Here is a 20529-nt window from a genome sequence, read left to right on the forward strand (position 1 = left end):
TATATTTCAAATAACTGACAAACAACTAACAACTATGGCATATAACTTACTTAAAGGAAAAAAAGGAATCATTTTTGGAGCATTAGACGAAAACTCAATTGCATGGAAAACTGCAGAACGCGTCCATGAAGAAGGAGGTGAATTTGTACTGACCAATGCACCTGTTGCTATGAGAATGGGACAGATAAATGCCTTGGCCGAAAAAACAGGCTCTCAAATCATTCCGGCAGATGCCACATCTGAAGAAGATTTACAAAACTTGGTAGAGCAATCTATGGAAATTCTTGGTGGTAAATTGGATTTTGTATTGCATTCCATTGGTATGTCTATTAATGTAAGAAAAGGAAAGCACTATACTGACCAAAATTACGCTTGGACACAAAAGGGAACAGATGTTTCTGCAATGTCTTTCCATAAGGTAATGCAAACACTCTACAAGGCGGACGCTATGAATGAATGGGGAAGCATTGTAGCCTTAACTTATATGGCTGCCCAACGCGTTTTTCCAGATTATAATGACATGGCAGATAACAAAGCGTATTTAGAAAGTATTGCACGTAGTTTTGGGTATTTCTTCGGAAGAGATAAAAAAGTACGTGTTAACACCATTTCTCAATCACCAACTCCAACAACGGCTGGTAGTGGAGTAAAAGGCTTTGATGGCTTCTTAGCTTACGCAGATAAAATGTCTCCTTTAGGTAATGCAACAGCTATGGATTGTGCCAATTATACCGTTACCTTATTCAGTGACCTTACAAAACGAGTAACCTTACAGAACCTTTATAACGATGGTGGTTTTAGCAATATGGGAGTGAGTGATGCTGTTATGGATACCTTTGTAGATAAACAGTAATTAGAATTCTAAATTTATCCAAAAGCTGTGTTGCAATTTGCATCACAGTTTTTTTTGTTTATAACATGTTAACAGTGATATATTTAACAGTATTTTAACGTTGTTATTTACATTTCATCGATTTGTGGTTAAGGCATAATAATCTTCTAGATAATTAACATATTTTTAATGAATTACTAACTTAAAATATGTTTTTATGAAGAAAATTACTTTACTCGCAAGCTTTTTATTATTGTTTGCGATGGGTTATGGGCAAACCTTTCCCGGAACTGGTACACCAGCCGATACTCAAGGACCTGGAGGTGGTACAGCCGCGACTTGTGGTACTGCTAATGAATTAAACCTTACTGTTACAGTTACAGGAGTAGGTGTTTTGGGCGTAACCAATTTATTAGATCAAGTAGATATTGATATTACCCATACCTGGTCTGGAGATGTTGAATTATTTTTAATTGCACCAGATGGCACTACTATTGTAGAATTGACGACTGATAATGGTGGGTCTGGAGACGATTATGCGGGTACTCAATTTAGAGATAATGCAGCTACTTCAATTACAGCTGGCTCTGCGCCATTTACAGGTCCGCATATGCCAGAACAGCCGCTATCAACATTTGATGGGGTAGATGCAGACGGTACGTGGACTTTAAATTTCTGTGATGATGCAGGCGGTGACACAGGAACTTTTAACAGTTGGTCATTGACGTTTGCTCCTGTGCCAACTTGTACTCCTCCAGCAGGTACAGCTACATTAGGTACTGTTGATTGTGGTGCTGGTACTTTTGCAGTGGATTTTGACGTTACGGATTTAGGAGACGGTAGTCCAGCAATTTTTGATGGTACAAATACTTTTCCTGTTACTGGTACAGGTCCTTTCTCTCTAGGAGGATATACAACAGGAACACCTGTAACATTTACTTTGCAACACGGTTCTGACCCAGTGTGTGATGTTAATTTAGGTACTTTTCAAGACACATGCCCTCCTGTAGAGGATGTTTGTATGGGTGCTATAAATATCCCTGTAACAACGGATATGTGTACTGGTATTACTACAGGAAACAACACTAACGCTACAGATTCAGACTTAGATACACCTGCACCACCTGCTGCAACATGTACATCGTACGGTGGTGGAGATATATGGTTTAGTGTAACCGTACCAGCTAGTGGTAATGTTACTATATCTGGTGATATTTCTAATTGTTGTTCTTTTTTATGGTATGAAGTGTATGAAGGGGCTGATTGCTCTGGCTTAACGTCGATTGCTTGTTCCGCTACTTCTGGAAATGACCCTTCTGCATATGAAATGGCGCTCACAGGTAGAACTCCTGGTGAAACGCTTTGGATTAGAGCGTGGGACTCTCTTAATGATGATGGGCCAGGCGATTTTAATTTCTGTGCTTATGAACCAAGTTGTGCTGCACCTACGGTAACTATACCAACTGACCCAATTGATTTTACTAATTGCCCTGCTACAGTTGATGTAACGATTTCTATTGATGATTTGGGAGATTCTAGTACTTTAACTATTTCTGGTGAGGATGATATGGGTAATCCAGTTGGTACTGGTGGTACTGCAACTGCTACAGGATTATTCACAATTACTGGCGTACCTGTTCCACAAACTGCGTTTTCTATTAATATTGAACACGAGTCAAATGCGACATGTGATGTTGTTCTTGGACCTTTTGTGTTAGATTGCCCTCCACCTAACGATTTATTTGCTGATGCTATTGCGATATCATGCGGATCATCAACTTTGGGCACTACTTTCTATGCAACACAAGATGAGGCTGGTGCACCAGATGTAGCTACTGTTGAAGCAGACACTCCAGCTGATAATGACTCTCCGTGGGTTTGGTATTCTTTTACCGGTAGTGGTGTAGCAGAGCGTATCACTTTATCAACTTGTAATCTAGGCTCAAGTTTTGATACTGAGATTTTTGTTTATACGGGAACTTCAGGGGCATTGACTTGTATTGATGATGGTTACGATGAGTGTGGCTCACCAGACTTTTTTGCAGAAACTTCTTTCGATTCTGATGGTACAACTACGTATTATATTGCCATTGGTGGTTGGAATGTAGGTAATGAGGGTGATTTTGAGTTATCTGTGAGTTGTGCTACTTTGGGTGTTAATGATGTAGAAAGTGAAGCAGCATTTACTTATTATCCTAACCCAGTAAAAAATACATTAACATTAAATGCTCAAAATAATATTGAGAATGTGACGATGTATAATATGTTAGGTCAAGAGGTATTAAGCGCTATGCCTAATGCTCTTGATAGCGATTTAGATATGTCTCACCTGCAGTCAGGAACTTATTTTGTTCGTGTTACTATTGGTGAAACGAGTAAAACAGTTAGAGTAATTAAACATTAATTTGATATATATTTATGAAAAAAGCTGCTTTTAAAAGCAGCTTTTTTCATTTACGTAAATTTAAGCTAATGAAATCATTATTACCTTACTTTTGGATATTAGTATCTTCGGTTTGTCTAAATGCACAAATTTCATTTTCAAACTTGGCAGAGAACTATGGTGTAGTTGTTAACTGTGGCAATTCTAATTTTGGTAGTGGTGTAAGTTTTTATGATTATAATAATGATGGTTTTGACGATTTAACATTAGCATCGGCAAATAATTATCCGATTCGATTCTTTTTAAACATTGGTGGATTTTTTGTAGAAGAGCAATTTAATTTTGATCATATAGGGACTAGCAAACAAGTTAATTGGGTTGATATAGATAATGATGGTGACGAAGATTTGTTTATCACGAGTAACACAAGTTCCAATAAATTATATCTCAATGATTCAAATTTTAACTTTGTTGATATTTCTGAGAATGCAGGAATACTTCAAGAGATAATGTTTACTTATGGATCTTCTTGGGGAGATTACAATAATGACGGTTATTTAGATTTATTTTTAAGTAATAGAAGTGAGTCAATACCTAACGTGTTGTATAAAAATAACGGCGATAATACATTTACAATTGTGAACTCAGAAGTAGGAATTATAAATTTTGGCAAACTTTCATTCTGTGCGGCATTTTTTGATTTTAATAATGATGGTTTTCAAGATTTGTATGTTGCCAATGATAAATCTATTTATAGTAATGATTTGTATAAAAATAATGGGGACGGAACTTTTACTGAAGTAGGGTTAATCACTGGTGCTGATGTTAGCATAGATGCCATGTCATTAACAATTGATGATCATAACAATGATGGTTGGTTAGATATATATATTACAAATGAGGCAGAAGGCAATGTGTTTCTTAAAAATAATGGAGACGAAACCTTTACTGATATAGCCCCATCGTCTCAAACATCAGTTTTTAGCGAATGTTGGGGTGCCGTTTTTTTAGATGCTGACAATGATAAGGATTTAGACTTATATGTCAGTAGTGATCATGATGGTACAAACCCAAATTTTTTGTCATCAGCTTTTTTTCAAAATAATGCCGATAGTACTTTTTCTTTGTTAAATAACGCGGTGCCCAATGATTATGCTAAAAGTTATTCTAATGCAATAGGCGATATAGATAACGACGGATTTCCTGAAATAGTTGTAAATAACGATAGTCATAACAATATATTTCTGTGGAAAAATCAGACAGAAAATTCAAATAACTGGTTAAAGGTAAAATTAGAAGGGACTGTGAGTAATCGTAATGGTATTGGCTCTTTTATTGAAATTTCTATAAATGGCGAAAAACAATATCGTTATACACTCTGTGGTGAAGGGTATTTATCACAAAATTCCGCTACTGAAATTTTCGGAGTGGGTACAGTTGAAAACATAGATTACGTAAAAGTAAAATGGTTAAGCGGAATAGAAGATGTCATATATAACATTTCTTCAAATCAATTATTAAACATCACTGAAGGTTCAACTTTATCATTGGATGATGTAGAAAATGAAGTAGTATTTACTTATTATCCTAACCCAGTAAAAAACACATTAACATTAAATGCTCAAAATAATATTGAGAATGTGACGATGTATAACATGCTAGGTCAAGAGGTGTTAAGAGCCATGCCTAATACCCTTAATAGTGATTTAGATATGTCGGATTTAGCAAACGGTACTTACTTTGTTAAGGTAATTATTGCTAACTCAACAGAAACGATTAGGGTAATTAAACAATAATTTCTAAATAATATTAGACATTTAAAAAGCCGCTATCGATTAGCGGCTTTTTTATTATCTTTAAAGATATATTATATACCTGTTATGATAGGGAAGAATGTTAATAACCATTTAATTAGTATAATTATAGTGCTTGCAGCTTCGCCCTATAATCTATTCGCCCAAATTTCTTTTAATAATTTTGCTACCGAAGTAGGTATTAATGTTGTATGTGGTAATACATATTTAGGCAATGGAATTAGTTTTTATGATTATGACAATGATGGATGGGATGATATAACTATAGCATCTGCAGATGGTGACCCAATACGCTTTCTAAAAAACATTAATGGTAGTTTTGTAGAGCAAACCTTAAACATAGATCAAAATAATTGGCAAAACAGACAAGTTAACTGGGTTGATATAGATAATGATGGTGATAATGATTTATTTGTAACAAGCGATGACACTCATGTTAGGCTCTATGAAAATATAGGTAATATGATTATGAATGATATTACTAACACAAGTGGAATGTTAATAGAAACATTTTATGTTTATGGTGCATCTTGGGGAGATTACAATAATGATGGGTTTTTAGATGTTTTTTTAAGTATTAGAGACTACGACACACCCAATATTCTATACAAAAACAATGGAGATAATACATTTACACTAGCAAATGCCGAAGCTGGCCTTCTAAGTGAAGGTATGTTGTCTTTTTGTTCGGCTTTTTTAGACTATAATAATGATGGTTATCAAGATATATATGTTTCAAACGACAAACCAAATACTCATAATCTATTGTATAAAAATAATGGTGATGGTACTTTTACGGAAGTAAGTCAAATTTCTGGATCTGATGTTTACATAGATGCAATGAGTGTAACCGTAGATGATATTAATTCAGATGGGTGGTTAGATATTTATATTACAAACGATGATTCCGACAGTGTTCTGTTATTAAATAATGGTGATGAAACCTTTACTGATATAGCAGTTTCTGCACAAGTTACATTTAATAGCTTAGGTTGGGGAGCTGTTTTTATAGATGCTGACAATGATAAGGATTTAGATTTATACGTTAGCGGAGAAACTAACGGTACTGTGCCTGGTTATTTATCTTCGGCTTTTTATATAAATAATAATGATGGCACTTATAGTATTAGTAACTCATCGGTTCCAAATGATTATGCCAGCAGCTTTTCAAATGCCATTGGTGATACTGACAACGATGGTTATCCAGAAATAGTTGTTAATAATATCAACCACGATAATATTTTTCTTTGGAAAAATAATACAGAACCTAATAACAATTGGCTCAAGGTAAAATTAGAAGGAACTCAAAGCAATAGAAATGGAATAGGATCTTTTATTGAAATTTCTATTAATGGCGAAAAACAATACCGCTATACGCTTTGCGGAGAAGGTTATTTATCACAAAATTCTGCTACTGAAAGTTTTGGTCTAGGTACTGCAGAAGTCGTAGATTACGTAAAGGTAAAATGGCTAAGCGGAATAGAAGACGTCATATATAATGTTTCTTCAAATCAATTATTAAACATTACCGAAGGCTCAAACACCTTGTCAATGGGAGAATTTGAAACTCAGAACTCTCTATTGTACTATCCTAACCCAGTAGAGAATACATTGACATTAACCGCTCAAAACGCTATTGAAAATATCGTTCTATATAATATGCTAGGCCAAGAAGTACATAGAACGACACCGAACAATGTTGAAAGTATATTAGACATGTCTACTTTACAAGAAGGAACTTACTATATTAGGGTAATTATCGCAGATATTACTGAAACGGTTAGAGTAATTAAACAATAGATATCAAAATTTAAATAATGAAATGCATTTTAGAATTACATTCTCTCTAATACTATTTTTTGTATTAAGTGATGCTATTGCACAGATAAGTTTTGAAAATCAAGCTACGGAAATCGGAATAAATGTTACTTGTGGAAATACGCTATATGGTAGCGGTATAACATTTTATGATTATGATAATGATGGTTGGGATGATATAACTATTGCTTCAGCTGAGGGTGACCCAATACGATTTTTAAAAAATATTAACGGAAACTTTGTAGAGCAAACCTTAAATATTGATTCCAACAACTGGAAAAATAAACAGGTTAATTGGGTGGATATTGATAATGACGGAGATAACGATTTGTTTGTCACTAGCGATAATAGTAGCAATAAGTTATATGAAAACCTTGGTAACATGATAATGGAAGATATCACCTTATCTTCAGGTATGTTAACAGATGTGCTTGTTACCTATGGAGCATCTTGGGGAGATTATAACAAAGACGGGTTTTTAGATGTTTTTTTAAGTAATAGAAGTACTTCCATTCCTAATGTTTTGTATAAAAACAATGGAGATAATACATTTTCGCTTGTAAATACTGAAGCTGGAATTATTAATATTGGTACGTTGTCATTTTGTTCAGCGTTTTTTGATTATAATAATGACGGTCACCAAGATATTTATGTGGCAAATGATAAAATAGAGAACGCAAATACACTGTATAATAATAATGGTGATGGTACTTTCACAGATTTTAGCGTGGAATCTGGTTCTGATATTACAATTGACGCTATGTCTGTGACCATTGATGATTATAATGCTGATGGCTGGATGGATATTTATATAACAAATGACGTTCCTGGCAATGTGTTTTTAAAGAACAATGGTGATGGCACATTTACCGATGTAGCACAACCTACAGGCACAACATTTAATAGTGTGGGTTGGGGAGCTGTTTTTTTAGACGCTGATAATGATACTGATTTAGATTTGTATGTAAGTGCCGAACACAATGGCTCTGTCCCTGGTTATTTATCTTCGGCATTATACGAGAATTATAATGATGGTTCGTTTAATATCATCAACTCTTCAATACCTAATGATTTTGCGATAAGTTATTCAAATGCTATTGGTGATACCGATAACGATGGCTATCCAGAAATAGTAGTTAATAATATTAATCACGACAATGTCTTCCTCTGGAAAAATAATTCTCCATCAACCAATAATTGGCTAAAAGTAAAACTAGAAGGAACAGAAAGTAACAGAAATGGAATTGGTTCTCTAATCGAAATATCTATAAATGGAGTAAAACAGTATAGATATACATTATGTGGTGAGGGCTATTTGTCCCAAAATTCTTCAAGCGAATTTTTTGGATTGGGTAATGCTACAGTCGTTGACTATGTTAAGGTTAAATGGTTGAGTGGAGTGGAAGATATCATCTACAACGTTGGAGCTAATGAACAAATTTATATTATTGAAGGTTCCGCATTATCAATTAATGATAATGAATTGTCTTCAATGAAAATTTATCCAAATCCTGTTAAAGATAGATTTATGATTAATTCAGAAGCTGATATTGATAAGGTGTTGCTATTTAATGTGTTAGGCGAGGAGGTCTTAAGGGTTTACTCAACTGAATTATATGAAAATATTGATATAACTCATTTACAAGCAGGCACTTATTTTGCCAAAGTTACTTCGTCTAATCATTCTAAAACAATTAAAGTCATTAAATACTAATGGATATACTACGAATTGAATTAAATATTCTTTTTATATTTAGTGTAAAAGAATAAAACCCCTTGATGATTAGAATTATCTTTTTTTCATTGATTCTACCATGTCATTTGGCCTTTTCACAAATCAATTTTGTAGATAGGGCAAATATATTGGGTCTAAATGAGCATACTGGCAACTCGGTTTTTGGAGGTAGTGGCGCGAGTTTTGTAGATTTTGATAATGACGGATTGGACGATATAACATTAGCTACAGGAGCAGGTGTGCCTGTGCAATTTTATAAAAACATTAATGGTCAGTTTTTCGTAGAAACGTCTTTTTTTACCAGCCCTAATACATACAACTACAGAACGAGGAGCGCATGCTGGGTCGATTACGATAATGATGGTGACAAAGATTTTTTTCTCACTAGCGACACTGATGGCAATAGGCTTTTTAGACGAGAAAATAACTCTTTAGTTGATGTTACGGTATCTTCAGGTTTCCCATTGGATAATTTATACACCTATGGAGCATCTTGGGGAGATATAGACAATGATGGCTGTTTAGATGTTTATTTATCAAATAGGATTGGAGATACGACCATTACAAACTATTTGTTTAAGAATAATTGTGATGGCACTTTTTCTGAGGTTACAAATAGTATTGGGTTAAACAACTTACCAGCGCTTAGTTTTTGCTCAGGATTCTTTGACTTTAATAATGACGGTTGGCAAGACCTGTATGTAGCTAACGATAAGTTTAAACCCAATTACCTATATAAAAACAATGGAGATGGCACTTTTACGGATGTCAGTCAATCATCTGGTACAGATGTAGTAATGGACGCCATGTCAGTTACCATTGACGACTTTAATGCTGACGGTTTTTTTGATATTTACATTACCAATACACCAGAAACCATAAGTACACCGCAACCTGGTTGTGTATTGTTTAAAAATAATGGTGATGAAACATTTTCAAACATAGCATTGAGTTCAGGGACTGATTTGGATAGCTTTTCTTGGGGATCAAGTTTTTTGGATGCAGATAACGATAGTCACATAGATTTATACGTAAATACTCAATATAGCGGAGAGAATATGTACGCTACGTATGCATTTTATGTAAATAACGGCGATGAGACATTTGATAATTCCACCATTTCAGGATTTCAAACAAATGCCTATAGAAGTTATGCTTCTGCAATAGGTGATTATGATAACAATGGAGTAGTAGAAATTCTTGTTAATAATGATGTTGACCAAGAGCCATCACTTTGGGAAAACATCGAAGTACAGAGTAATAATTATATTTCAATAGATTTAGAAGGTACAGTTAGCAATAAAGATGCCGTAGGATCCATTATTGAGATTTCAGTTAATGGAACTAAACAATACCGTCATGTAATGTTAGGCGAAGGGTATTTGTCCCAGAATACCGAAACACATCACTTCGGGATTGGTAATGCTACAGTTGTTGATTATATAAAAATTAAATGGCTTAGCGGTATTGAAGACATTGTCTATAATGTATCGCCAAATCAAAAGATAAATATTATTGAGGGCACATTTTTGTCTGTTAATGAATTTAATGATGATTCTATAGTCAACTACTATCCTAATCCTGTAAATGAAGAATTATTTATTAATTCTAAAAAGAAAATAGATTCACTAGAAGTTTTCGATATCACAGGTAGAATAGTATTTGTGTCATACCCTTTGGTAAATAATACTAAGATAAATTTATCTTTAATAGAAAGCGGAAACTACTTTGCTAAATTGACCAGTAATGGTAAGTCAGAAATTATCAAATTCATTAAAAAATAGAAGTTGAAGCTCTATTGTTCATTTTATTATAAAGTTATGTGATAGCTTTAATTACCTTTGTGTTTTGTGCAAACTATGTTTTTTTCATTTATAATTCCTGTATTTAATAGACCAGATGAAATTAAAGAACTTTTAGAAAGTTTTTTAGGTTTAAATGTCGATTATAAGTACGAAATAGTTATCGTAGAAGATGGCTCTACAGAGACTTCAGAGTCGATTGTGAATGACTATAAGAAGCAATTAGATATTTCATATTATTTTAAACAGAACTCTGGCCCTGGTGATTCTAGAAATTTTGGAATGCAAAAAGCCAAAGGGGATTATTTTATCATTTTAGATTCTGATGTTATCCTGCCTTCAAATTATTTAACTGAAGTAGATACTTTCTTAAATAAGAACTATTACGATTGTTTCGGTGGGCCAGATGCTGCACATCCTTCTTTTACTAATCTCCAAAAAGCGATTAATTTTGCTATGACGTCTTTTATTACCACAGGCGGAATAAGAGGAGGTAAACAACAGGTGGAAAATTTTCAGCCAAGAAGCTTTAATATGGGCTTATCTAAAAAAGCGTTCTTGGATTCTGGCGGGTTTGGTAAAATACATCCCGGTGAAGATCCAGATTTATCTTTACGGTTATTAAATTTGGGTTATAAAGCAACATTAATTAAAGATGCCTTTGTATATCATAAACGACGCATATCCTGGTCTAAATTTTATAAGCAAGTATATAAGTTTGGTATGGTAAGGCCTATCCTTAATCAATGGCACCCTCATTCCAAGAGTTTAGTATATTGGTTTCCAACTCTATTTAGTTTAGGCTTTTTAGTTTCAATATTGCTACTGGTTTTTAAGATAGCAATGCCATTTTATGCTTATCTTTTTTATTTTATAATAGCATTTTTAGTATCATTAATTGTGAACAAAAATATAATAGTGGCTTTTCAGTCTATTGTCGCAATTATAGTACAGTTTTTTGGATATGGTTTTGGGTTTTTTAAGTCAACATTCAATTTGGTGGTTTTGAGAAAACAGCCTCAAGAGGCATTTCCTAATTTGTTTTTCTAGATGACCTATGAACGCTAAGAAAAAAATGAAAATATCTGAGTATCTAAAGCGACGAAATGTTAAGCGCTTTAGTCTATTTGTGGTTATAGCTTTTGTGTTTCTTATTTTTTCTAAACTTTCTAATGATTACAAACAGACTATAAACTTAAAAGTAAACCTGATAAATATTGATGATGAAATTATTCTGAATAACGACTCATTAAACACCATGGAAGCTTTAATAGAAGCCAAAGGGTTTGCCTTAATACCATTTGTTTTTAAGGATTCTAAAGAGGTGGTTTTGGACGCAAAGACAGATATAGTGACAATGCCAGATTATTACATTTTTGATGTACAAAAACACAGGTTTTTAATAGAAGGACAACTTGGCTCTGCTTACAAAGTATTGTCCCTGAAACCAGATACCTTGCTGTTGTCTTATTCAACAAGAGCATCAAAGTATGTTCCTGTAGTTATAAAAACCAGTGTTGATTTTGCTGCCGGATATGATATCATAGGCGATTATGAATTAAGCATAGATAGCGTTAAAGTTGTTGGGTCATCAGAGAAAGTAAATGAAATACAATCAATATCTACAGAAGAGCTAACGCTACAGGAGGTCAACTCTAACATTAGCAGAAGTTTAAATTTTGAGAGGTTACAAGATATTGAGATCTTTCCTAAAAATATAAGCGTAAAAGCAGAAGTTAAACGGTTTACAGAGGGCACAATTGAATGTCCGATAACAATAATAAACAAACCAGATAATGTTGAAATTAATTATTTCCCAAAGACGGTGACAATTACATATTATGTAGATTTAGATAATTATAATGCTATTGACGCTTCAGATTTTAGAGTAGAATGCGATTATGAGGCTTTAGTAGATGACCAATCGTTTCTTGTTCCAAAAATTGTTAAAAAACCAGAGTTCGTTAAACGTACAGCTATGAAGCAAAAACGTATAGACTTTATTAAATTATAAGATGATAGTAGTTGGTCTTACAGGTGGTATAGGTAGTGGTAAAACCACTATAGGCAAAGAGTTTCAATCTTTTGGCATACCTGTATATATTGCGGATGAGGAGGCAAAGGCATTAATGAATCGCTCTAAGGTTATAAAACGAAAACTAATTCAATTATTTGGTAAATCTGCATACAAAGGCGATACGCTCAACAGACCTTATCTCGCTTCAAAAATTTTTAATGATAAACAACTTTTAGTTAAGATGAATGCTATTGTTCATCCCAAAGTGGCCTCACACTTTAAGCGCTGGTTAAAAAAGCAGGAAAGTCCTTATGTTATAAAAGAAGCTGCAATTATTTTTGAAAACAACATGGAGAATCAATACGACTATATTATTACTGTTGTTGCTGACGAAGATTTGAGGATAGAAAGAGTAATGCATAGAGATAATGCTTCTAAGGAAAAAATAAAAGCAATAATAGAAAATCAATTAACTGATGATGAGAAGATTGAGAAATCAGATTTTGTCATTGTTAATAACGATTTAAATGTGGCAAAGCAACAGGCTGCAGAAATCCATGAATCTATCCTTAAAAAAATTAAATAACCTTACTCTGCTTTTGTTAATGTAAGGTTAAACCTAATTTGTGCTAAATGTTAAAATGTTAAATTTGGCTGATGGGCAAAAAGCTATTCATCTTATTGGTGGTATTAATGAGTCTATCGCTCATTGGTATAATCTTTGTGCAATCATTTTTTATTAATAATAGTTTAGAAAATGAGGAAAAGAATTTTACGTTAAGTGTTACAAGAGCGCTCAGTTTTGTGTCGAGGGATATAGAAGAATTTGAGCTCAAGAAATACACTAGTTTTATTCAACCTTTTATTGCAGATAACAAAGTGCCGGATTCAACTATACTCAGGCAATTGTATATCACCACAGAAGATGACGTTAATGACGAAACCATAATTCATAGAAATACGGTTTTAGAGGAACGCTTTAAGGTGCCCTCATTGTTCTTTGAAATTGATGCAGACAGCATAGATGTTCCTAGTTTTACTAACGAGCGTGTGACAGAGTATTTTAGTAATAGAAGGCTAAGTGAGAATGATCTGAGTATAAAACCACAACGACGTTTGGTAGAATATTCTAGATTACCAGAAATTGAAAAGCAAATATATGAAGCCACTTTTAAGACGCTTCTTAAAGATGTGCCAATTCATAGAAGGGTATCGATACCATTTGTAGAAAATATGTTAGAACGGGAGTTGCGTAGCGAAGGTATAGATCTAGACTTTGATTTTGCGATATATGATGATGACTTGGCGACTAAGATTCAAACCTTGAATTTTGATAAAAACCCAGAAACAACCGTTGGGATACCAGTCTTTTTAGACAATAACAACGAAAGCAATTATACACTTTATGTAGATTTTCCAAATAGAAAAAAATACCTGTTGTCTTCAATAATGTGGATGGTGGTATTGTCTATTGTTTTTACGGGTATTATCATTTTGGCATTCTCTAGTGCTATTCACCAATTGATAAAACAGCGAAAAATATCGCAGATAAAGACGGATTTTATCAATAATATGACGCATGAGTTTAAAACGCCAATAGCAACTATAAATTTAGCGTTAGATGCCATAAGAAATCCTAAGATAATTAGCGACCAAGATAAGGTAAAGCGCTATTTAGGAATGATAAAGGATGAAAACAAGCGCATGCACGCACAAGTAGAAAATGTATTGCGTATTTCTAAGTTAGAAAAGAACGAGCTTAATATTAGTAAAGAGCGTATTGAGTTACACGACTTAATTGAAGATGCTATTACACATGTAGAGTTAATAGTTGAGGATAGAAAAGGTTATGTGAAAACACATTTAAATGCTGCTATGTCATCAGTTTTGGCTAACGAAACACATTTTACAAATGTGATAGTCAATATACTAGATAATGCCATTAAGTACTCGGACGATGTACCTAAAATTGATGTTTATACCGAAAATATCGGTAATAATGTTATATTAAAGATAGCAGATCAAGGAAATGGGATGTCTAAGCAAGTTGCAAAACGTGTGTTCGAAAAATTTTACAGAGAACATACAGGTAATGTACATAATGTAAAAGGGCATGGGCTTGGATTAGCTTATGTAAAACGAATAGTAGATGATCATCAAGGTCATATATCAGTAGAAAGTGAAAAAGGAAAAGGCAGTACTTTTATTATAAAGTTGCCGTTAATATCATAAAAACGAATCATGGAAGAACAAAACAAGAAAATTCTTTTGGTAGAAGACGATCCAAACTTTGGAACTGTTTTAAAAGATTATTTAATGATGAACGATTACGACGTTGTCCATGCCAAGAATGGAATGGAAGGTTTTGAAAAGTTCAAAAAAGACGATTACGATCTTTGTATCTTAGATGTAATGATGCCTTATAAGGATGGATTTACACTGGCAAAAGAAATTCGTGAGAAAAATACAGATGTACCAATTATCTTTTTAACGGCAAAAGCCATGAAAGAAGATGTGCTTAAGGGCTATAAGGTTGGTGCGGATGACTATCTAAACAAACCGTTTGATAGCGAAGTCTTATTAATGAAGATAAAAGCCATTATGCAACGTAAGGCAACAGATTCTGTTGCAGACAGTAAACAGTTTGAATTTAAGATTGGTCGTTTTGATTTAAATTCTAAACTACGTTTCTTAAAGTTTGATGGTGGTGAACCAACAAAATTATCTCCAAAAGAAAACGAACTGTTACGTTTGTTGGCACTACATGAAAATGACTTAATGCCAAGAGAGTTAGCATTGACCAAGATATGGAGAGATGATAACTACTTTACTTCACGAAGCATGGATGTTTATATTGCTAAGCTTCGTAAATACTTAAAACCAGATCCAAAAGTTGAAATATTAAATATTCATGGTGAAGGATTTAGGTTGGTAGTTAACGGTAACGACAAATAAAAAAAGAAAAAACCCAACTTAGTAAGTTGGGTTTTTTTATAGCTGTTTTTCAATATAGCTAATTATTTTATTCACATCGGTTTCAAAATCAAACCACACTATACTATCGTCTTTTTTGAACCAAGTTAATTGCCGTTTCGCAAAACGTCTGGTGTTTTTCTTTATTTCTGAAATTGCAAAATTCAAGGTAGAATTACCTTCAAAATATTGAAACAATTCCTTGTAGCCAACTGTATTCAGTGCGTTTAAATTTTTATAAGGCAACAAACTTTTAGCTTCTTCCAATAGTCCGTTTTCGATCATTATATCAACACGCTGGTTGATCCTATCGTATATGGTTTGGCGCTCTGCCTTAAGCCCAATGCTTATGGTTTTAAACTGTCGCTTCTTTTTAGGATTGGTTAAAAATGATGAGTATGGTTTCCCAGTGCCAATACAAATTTCTAAGGCTCTAACCAAGCGTTGTGAATTATCAATAGCAATGGTTTTGTAAGCAACTGGGTCTAATTCTTTAAGTTGGTTTTGTAAAGATTCTATTCCAATATCTTCAAATCTTTTATTGAGTTCTATCCTAATGTTTGCATCTACTTCAGGAAAATCATCCAATCCCTTTGTAACGGCTTTTACATATAAACCAGAACCACCAACCATAACGGCGACAGGATTATTTTTGTGAATATCTTTAATTGCAGAAATTGCATCACCTTCAAAATCTCCAACCGTATAGATATCTTTAATGGATTTATGTTGAATGAAATGATGGTTTACTGCGCTCAATTCTTCAGCAGATGGTACAGCGGTACCAATATTCATTTCTTTATAAAACTGACGAGAATCGGCAGAAATTATTTCGGTATTAAAATGTTGAGCCAGTTTGATGCTTAGAGCTGTTTTGCCAATAGCTGTAGGCCCAACTATGGAAATGAGTGTGTTAGTCATAGTGTAACTTACATCCGCATTTATGGCAGAACTCTGCACCATCTTGATGTTTTACCGCAAGACAATTAGCACAGCATTGCGTGTTAAGTGTTACTGTTTTTAACTGCGTTTCTTCTTCTTTAGTAATTTTATCCTTGCTGTTAGTGGCTTTAGTATATTCAGCAGAAACAATTCCGGTAGGCACAGCAATAATACCATAACCCATAACCATAATTACCGCTGCAATAAATTGCCCTAAAGGTGTCACAGGTGCTATATCTCCAAAACCAACAGTAGTTAAGGTTACAATACACCAATAAACACTTTTTGGGATATTTGTAAAACCACTGTCAGCTCCTTCCACTAAATACATTATGGTACCAAAAATTACAGAGGCTATAATTACGGCAAATAAAAAGACCGAAATTTTTGCTCTACTGGCTTTAATAGCACTTGCCAATTGGTTTGATGCGCCTAGGTAACGTGCCAATTTTAAAATTCTGAATATTCTCAATAAACGCAAAGCACGTAAAGCAACCAATGCTTGAGACCCTACGAAAAATAGTGATAAATATTTAGGTATCGTTGATAAAAGATCAACGATACCATAAAAACTTGTAATATACTTTATAGGCTTGTTTACTGTAATAATTCGAACTATATACTCTATTGTAAACAATATGGTAATAACCCATTCACTAACATTTAAAAAAGCGTGATACTTTTCATCAAAACTGCTAATGCTTTCTAGCATTACTAAAACAATACTAGCGAGAATAGCAATGAGCAAAATGATATCAAATAATTTTCCAGCTCTAGTATCAGCTTCATAAATTATCTCATGCAGTTTGGTTTTCCAAGTATGTTTGTTGTCGTTTTCCACGTTTTAAAAATACAAAAAGAAAAGTTTAGATTTTCTCTAGGACTATTACCGTATTATTTTGTGTCTCAACAACAGTATCCATAAACGTTTTAAGGTAATCATAAAATTCTGGAGCATAGATTGCCTTATCAAATTTTACTTTAAAATATAGTGTTAACTGATTGTCTTTATTTTCAACATTAAATAAAAATGTACCTGATTTGTTTGGTAGTGCATAGTTAACAGAACCAGGAATCTCTAAAATATTTAAGTCGTCTCCCAAGTCTATATTCATAATATAGGTATAGGTGTCTTTATAACCAAAGTCTATTGGGTAGGTGCGCTCTTGTAATTTAAATGGGTTTTCTTCAAAGAATTTTATAATAAAAGGATTTAAATAAATTTTATTACCAATAAACTCTGGTTCTAAAGTAAAGTGTATTTCCTCTTCAAAATCATAACTGTTTTTTTCTAAGTCAGAAACATTATGCTCTTCAATACTGATTTCAGTATACTTATCAGCTCTCTGTTCCTTGTATGTTTGAGAGTTTTCAGTATACATACGTTTTAGATCATGGGCTTGATATCCTGTAGACTTACTTTCTATAACACCTCCAAAAATATCTTCTTCAAATGAGTTAATTTGTATGGTGTGTAGCCTTGTGGAATAATCTTTTATCTCAATATCTTCCCAATAACTACCATCTTCTAAATCCATTAACCTTCCATACTGATTAAGTGCTCTAAACGGTAATTCGCCAAAAGACAAGTACGGTTCAGTGGCATCTAAAAAGTAATCTTTGCCATCTATGGTGGTTTTTAAAATTAAATAGTTGAAATCTGTTAAAACGGGATAGATCTTGGTAGCAAAACCATTACCACGAGTAGACACTAAAATAGGAAAGACTTTGAAACCTTCGGAAGATAATAGGTTTTCCAATAGCAAATTGATTTCAAAAGCATTTCCGATTTTTTCTTTAACTGTATTTTTTACAGATACTTCATGTCTCTCATATTTTTGGTTCCATTTGTAATTATCCAAAACAAATTGATGAATGGCCTTAGCTTTTTCTAAATTATCAGGCATTGAAGTTATATCGTCTGGGAGTATATTTTTCGCAAGACTTTTTTTGCTGATTTGCCTTCCGAAATCTTTGTTCGATTTTAGTTCCTTGTCAACATCTGCCCAAGTTTTTGTGAGCTTATCAACACTTCCATCAAATCCTCTTATCACGCTTAGTTCGTATTCAATTCTTGCTATATAATTGAGTGGTGTAGTAGTGAAACCTTCTGGTTTATAAGCAGGAATATTTTTCATTACATATTTAGCTATAGCACAGTCAGCACCAACATCTCCTCTTAGATCAATACAGTTCTTTTTTAAGCTTGTTTCGTTAACCTCTAATGGTATAGAACCTACAAGCTTTATGTTGTATTCGTAATTACCTGGGATGCTGGTGTTATATTCACTATATAATACAGGATCCGGACCTTGAAAATACCAAGGCTGGTACTTAGACATAAAACGAGATTGTGTTTCATAGCTGTAAGTAATAACACTTCCAACTTTTACATTGGGTAAGACAAACTTTACTAAGGTGTAATTTTCATTTTCTTCTTCAAAAATGGCATCTTGGGTTAATTCAGTTTTCACTGTTTTACCATTTTCTAGATTATAGGTAGCGCCTCTTATTTTAAGAATTTTTTCTTTAGAGGATTTGCCTTTATAAAGTTTTACTTCAACTTCACCACGTTCAATACCTTCTTTTCTTAGGATTTTTATTTTTTGCTCAAGCTGAAACCTAAGCCAGAATGTTTCTTCATCAACAAAACTATTACCATAATCATATATGACCAATGCATTTGCAGTTGAATCTTTTGAATAAGATGTGTGCTCTAAGTCACTTTTAGAAACCTGCATAGCTACATTGTAGTTTTGGGCAAAGCAAAATGAGGAAAAAAGAATTGTAAGCAGCGTAAATTTTAATTTCATGCGTTTTGTAGTTCTATGATTTTTAGTCGTTTATTTCTGCGCATATAGCTCTGTATGATATGCTGTGTGTCCCTATTATTTTGCATCGGTGTGATAAGTGATTCAAGTATTTCGCGATTGTTTATCTGGTGATTAAGATCAAAAAAACCAATACCTTTAAAAATACCATCTTCAATAAGTACTACACTTTTTTCATGCACATCTCTCCCCTTATCAATAAGTATCATGTCTTTATTATCATAACTATTTTTTAGGATGACTTCATTAGCTCTTTTGTTGTAATCTTCAGGTGTTTCACCACCTATGCAAGCACCATGGCAACTTTCAATTCCATAATTAAAACAACTTGTTATAGATTTGTCTATGCCACAGAGTTTGTTACACAGCTCGTACACTTCAACCATTCTGTTAATAAAAGAAATACCACTTTTTCTATTGGTGAACGTCGTTATTGGTTTTTCGTTAGGCTTAATATGACTAATCTTAAGATTAACGTATCCATTTTCATCAACAAAACTATAAAGACCTTGAGTAAATCGATTACGTTTTAAAGCTCTATTTAATATAGGTTTGTTTTTCTTTATTTCTTCACTTTCCTTTAGGAGAGCAACGAGTTCACTACCTGTTTTTTCATAAGTAACAGCATTGACCTGTACTTGTATTTTCTTCGATTTAGAATTTTTATTAGTAAAGTGTTGTATAATTCGTTTTCTAATGTTGTTACTCTTACCAATATATATAATATTGCCTTGCGCGTCATGGATATAGTATACTCCTGTATCGCTTGGCAAATCTTCTGTTATTTCTTTAAGATTCGGTGCTAATTTTGACTTCTGTTCAATTTTTACAGCATCCTTTATAATCTTTTTGCTAGTATCCTTATTCAACAACATTTTAAATAACTTCACAGTAGCCATGGCATCGCCATTCGCCCTGTGCCTATCACTTACAGGTATACCTAGCGCTCGTGTCAGCTTACCTAAACTGTAGGATTCCATATCTGGCATGAGCTGTTGTGACAGTTCTACTGTGCAAAGTGTTTTGCGTTTAAAGGGAAAACCAAGACGTTTAAATTCTGTTTTAAGAATGCGATAATCAAAATCGGCATTATGAGCCACGATGATGCAGTCTTCCGTGATTTCTACAATGCGTTTGGCGACTTCATAGAATTTAGGCGCATTTTTGAGCATGTTAGAATTTATACCTGTAAGATTAACAACAAAGGGTTGAATTTCACGCTCAGGATTTACTAAGGAAATAAATTGATCGGTGACTTTATGACCATCAAATTGGTAAACTGCTATCTCTGTGATACCTTCTTCATTATACTTACCACCTGTGGTTTCTATGTCTAGTATTGCGTATATAATTCTAAAATTGGGAGTTTACTAATAAAGCAC

General features: G+C 33.5%; 15 protein-coding genes. 11 read left to right on the forward strand and 4 right to left on the reverse strand.

The annotated features are described in order from the left end of the window. The first annotated feature begins 34 nt into the window (after positions 1 to 34). From F1003_RS00230 to F1003_RS00280, 11 genes are all read left to right on the forward strand, one after another. Positions 35 to 853, forward strand: a complete 819-nt coding sequence (locus F1003_RS00230; RefSeq protein WP_155087193.1) for an enoyl-ACP reductase FabI — start codon at positions 35 to 37, stop codon at positions 851 to 853. A gap of 196 nt (positions 854 to 1049) precedes the next feature. After that, positions 1050 to 3236 (forward strand): T9SS type A sorting domain-containing protein, encoded by a 2187-nt coding sequence (locus F1003_RS00235; RefSeq protein WP_155087194.1) that lies wholly within the window; start codon positions 1050 to 1052, stop codon positions 3234 to 3236. A 68-nt stretch (positions 3237 to 3304) separates the two neighbouring features. Next, positions 3305 to 5011: an FG-GAP-like repeat-containing protein gene (locus F1003_RS00240; protein ID WP_162306865.1), complete on the forward strand. Its 1707-nt coding sequence runs from the start codon at positions 3305 to 3307 to the stop codon at positions 5009 to 5011. A gap of 84 nt (positions 5012 to 5095) precedes the next feature. Continuing rightward, positions 5096 to 6829, forward strand: coding sequence for an FG-GAP-like repeat-containing protein (locus F1003_RS00245; protein WP_155087196.1), 1734 nt, complete (start codon positions 5096 to 5098; stop codon positions 6827 to 6829). A 22-nt stretch (positions 6830 to 6851) separates the two neighbouring features. Continuing rightward, positions 6852 to 8561: an FG-GAP-like repeat-containing protein gene (locus tag F1003_RS00250; RefSeq protein WP_155087197.1), complete on the forward strand. Its 1710-nt coding sequence runs from the start codon at positions 6852 to 6854 to the stop codon at positions 8559 to 8561. Between the two features lie 65 nt (positions 8562 to 8626). Next, complete coding sequence (locus tag F1003_RS00255) at positions 8627 to 10366, forward strand: FG-GAP-like repeat-containing protein (protein ID WP_155087198.1); 1740 nt, start codon at positions 8627 to 8629, stop codon at positions 10364 to 10366. A gap of 75 nt (positions 10367 to 10441) precedes the next feature. Then, positions 10442 to 11434, forward strand: coding sequence for a glycosyltransferase family 2 protein (locus F1003_RS00260; protein WP_155087199.1), 993 nt, complete (start codon positions 10442 to 10444; stop codon positions 11432 to 11434). A 7-nt stretch (positions 11435 to 11441) separates the two neighbouring features. Further along, the gene (locus F1003_RS00265; protein WP_162306866.1) at positions 11442 to 12398 is read left to right on the forward strand and encodes a CdaR family protein; all 957 of its coding nucleotides are present in this window, start codon (positions 11442 to 11444) and stop codon (positions 12396 to 12398) included. Between the two features lies 1 nt (position 12399). Beyond that, complete coding sequence (gene coaE, locus F1003_RS00270) at positions 12400 to 12987, forward strand: dephospho-CoA kinase (RefSeq protein ID WP_155087201.1); 588 nt, start codon at positions 12400 to 12402, stop codon at positions 12985 to 12987. 71 nt (positions 12988 to 13058) lie between these two features. Continuing rightward, positions 13059 to 14633: a sensor histidine kinase gene (locus F1003_RS00275; RefSeq protein WP_235898257.1), complete on the forward strand. Its 1575-nt coding sequence runs from the start codon at positions 13059 to 13061 to the stop codon at positions 14631 to 14633. A 9-nt stretch (positions 14634 to 14642) separates the two neighbouring features. Further along, the gene (locus F1003_RS00280; protein ID WP_155087202.1) at positions 14643 to 15356 is read left to right on the forward strand and encodes a response regulator transcription factor; all 714 of its coding nucleotides are present in this window, start codon (positions 14643 to 14645) and stop codon (positions 15354 to 15356) included. A 36-nt stretch (positions 15357 to 15392) separates the two neighbouring features. On the opposite strand, the gene miaA is transcribed toward F1003_RS00280, so the two are convergent. Genes miaA through F1003_RS00300 form a run of 4 tightly spaced genes read right to left on the reverse strand, consistent with a single transcriptional unit; the run spans position 15393 to position 20496 of the window. Next, positions 15393 to 16295 (reverse strand): tRNA (adenosine(37)-N6)-dimethylallyltransferase MiaA, encoded by a 903-nt coding sequence (gene miaA, locus F1003_RS00285; RefSeq protein WP_155087203.1) that lies wholly within the window; start codon positions 16293 to 16295, stop codon positions 15393 to 15395. Then, the gene (locus tag F1003_RS00290; RefSeq protein ID WP_162306867.1) at positions 16288 to 17157 is read right to left on the reverse strand and encodes an ion transporter; all 870 of its coding nucleotides are present in this window, start codon (positions 17155 to 17157) and stop codon (positions 16288 to 16290) included. The genes miaA and F1003_RS00290 overlap by 8 nt, the downstream gene beginning before the upstream one ends. Positions 17158 to 17182: 25 nt before the next feature. Further along, positions 17183 to 19129, reverse strand: a complete 1947-nt coding sequence (locus tag F1003_RS00295; protein WP_155087204.1) for a DUF3858 domain-containing protein — start codon at positions 19127 to 19129, stop codon at positions 17183 to 17185. Continuing rightward, the gene (locus F1003_RS00300) at positions 19126 to 20496 is read right to left on the reverse strand and encodes an exonuclease domain-containing protein (protein ID WP_162306871.1); all 1371 of its coding nucleotides are present in this window, start codon (positions 20494 to 20496) and stop codon (positions 19126 to 19128) included. The genes F1003_RS00295 and F1003_RS00300 overlap by 4 nt, the downstream gene beginning before the upstream one ends. Positions 20497 to 20529 lie beyond the last annotated feature (33 nt).

Source organism: Winogradskyella ouciana (genome assembly GCF_009709615.1).
GTDB classification, from domain to species: domain Bacteria; phylum Bacteroidota; class Bacteroidia; order Flavobacteriales; family Flavobacteriaceae; genus Winogradskyella; species Winogradskyella ouciana.

Coding starts and splice junctions, on each gene's coding strand:
- F1003_RS00230 (WP_155087193.1), top strand. CDS start 35: ATGGCATATAACTTACTTAAAGGAAAAAAAGGAATCATTTTTGGAGCA.
- F1003_RS00235 (WP_155087194.1), top strand. CDS start 1,050: ATGAAGAAAATTACTTTACTCGCAAGCTTTTTATTATTGTTTGCGATG.
- F1003_RS00240 (WP_162306865.1), top strand. CDS start 3,305: ATGAAATCATTATTACCTTACTTTTGGATATTAGTATCTTCGGTTTGT.
- F1003_RS00245 (WP_155087196.1), top strand. CDS start 5,096: ATGATAGGGAAGAATGTTAATAACCATTTAATTAGTATAATTATAGTG.
- F1003_RS00250 (WP_155087197.1), top strand. CDS start 6,852: ATGCATTTTAGAATTACATTCTCTCTAATACTATTTTTTGTATTAAGT.
- F1003_RS00255 (WP_155087198.1), top strand. CDS start 8,627: ATGATTAGAATTATCTTTTTTTCATTGATTCTACCATGTCATTTGGCC.
- F1003_RS00260 (WP_155087199.1), top strand. CDS start 10,442: ATGTTTTTTTCATTTATAATTCCTGTATTTAATAGACCAGATGAAATT.
- F1003_RS00265 (WP_162306866.1), top strand. CDS start 11,442: ATGAACGCTAAGAAAAAAATGAAAATATCTGAGTATCTAAAGCGACGA.
- coaE (WP_155087201.1), top strand. CDS start 12,400: ATGATAGTAGTTGGTCTTACAGGTGGTATAGGTAGTGGTAAAACCACT.
- F1003_RS00275 (WP_235898257.1), top strand. CDS start 13,059: ATGGGCAAAAAGCTATTCATCTTATTGGTGGTATTAATGAGTCTATCG.
- F1003_RS00280 (WP_155087202.1), top strand. CDS start 14,643: ATGGAAGAACAAAACAAGAAAATTCTTTTGGTAGAAGACGATCCAAAC.
- miaA (WP_155087203.1), bottom strand. CDS start 16,295: ATGACTAACACACTCATTTCCATAGTTGGGCCTACAGCTATTGGCAAA.
- F1003_RS00295 (WP_155087204.1), bottom strand. CDS start 19,129: ATGAAATTAAAATTTACGCTGCTTACAATTCTTTTTTCCTCATTTTGC.